General features: G+C 40.6%; 1 protein-coding gene. It reads left to right on the top strand.

Annotated features, from left to right (window positions below; all coding sequences use genetic code 11):
* Positions 1–1,021: IS30 family transposase (locus C1G53_RS12115; RefSeq protein WP_105118818.1), on the top strand; the 1,021-nt coding region annotated here is incomplete at its 5' end.
* Positions 1,022–1,339: the final 318 nt, after the last annotated feature.

Genomic DNA, 1,339 nt, shown 5'->3' with positions numbered 1-1,339 from the left:
AAAAGAGAACTCTAGTACCTCCAATTGTGAGGCTTGCCCTCTACTCAAAAAGACTCCTTACGTTTGTAATGCCTGTCCGAAAAAGAGAAGCAACTGCGGATACCAGAAACAGTTCTACTACGCAAAAAGAGCTCAGCTTGATTATGAAGTTAAGCTCTCAGATTCGAGAACAGGTGTTGCACTAAACAAGGAAGAATTCTATCGCATGGATGAGATTGTTTCTGCTGCCATCCAAAAGGGACAACACCTCAACCACATCATCGCCTCAAACGAAATGTCGGCATCCAGAGCTTCTATCTACCGATACCTTGAAAAAGGCTATCTGTCCACAAAGCCCATTGATTTCCCCCGTGTCGTGAAATTCAGAAAGCGGAGAATCAGAAACCTACAACCCATTCCTAAAATCGCCAAAGAAGGACGGTCTTACGAGGACTTCCAACGCTTTCTCACAGAGAAAGGAATCAGCTATTGGCTGGAAATGGACACCGTTACTGGACGGATCGGCGGAAAGGTACTTCTCACCTTTAACCTCTCCTTCTGTAACTTTATCTTCGCTCAATTACTTGATAATAAAACAGCTAATGAGGTCGCTAAACATCTCTACGCTATCAAGAATGACCTGCATCAGAAAGAGATGGACTTTTGCGAAATATTTCCTGTCATTCTGACCGATAATGGCGGTGAATTCGCTAGAGTGGACGATATCGAAATGGATGTTCGCGGAGAATCTAAGCTATTCTTCTGTGACCCCAATCGTTCTGACCAGAAGGGGAGAATTGAGAAGAATCACACACTTATCAGAGATATTCTTCCTAAAAGAAGTTCTTTTGACAACTTGACACAGGAGGACATCAACCTGGTTTGTTCGCATATCAACAGCGTCAAACGAGCTTCTTTCAACGGAAAATCAGCCTATGAACTCTTTACATTTACCTACGGTGAGGAATTGGCAACACTTTTGGGAATCTCTAAAATTGACCCTGAGAACGTCATTCAATCACCTCGATTATTGGATAAGTAATCGCTAGTTTTTATCAAAAAATAATTTCAAAATAGAAAGGAACTTGTTCCATCCAAAATTCCAGATAGCTAGAACTTACTTTGAGACGTCTCAGAGCCAGTAACTTTAGTGTACTCTTTTTTCAACATTTTCAACCCTAAAACTCACTATTATCAACATTTTTAGTCAAAAACAGAACTTAGTCTGAGACTAAATTCTGTTGATGTTATGCAGTTTTCTCAGAGTAACTTCTGGAAGGACGGGAACTAGAACTTACTTTGAGAATTTACCATTTTCACAAAAAATAAAGACTGCCCAAACAAAGGGCAGCCCTATGAA

The organism is Streptococcus suis, from assembly GCF_002960445.1.
Lineage (GTDB): Bacteria > Bacillota > Bacilli > Lactobacillales > Streptococcaceae > Streptococcus > Streptococcus hyiners.
The sequence above is the reverse complement of the archived record's forward strand: the minus strand, read 5'-3'. Positions and strand labels throughout refer to the sequence as shown.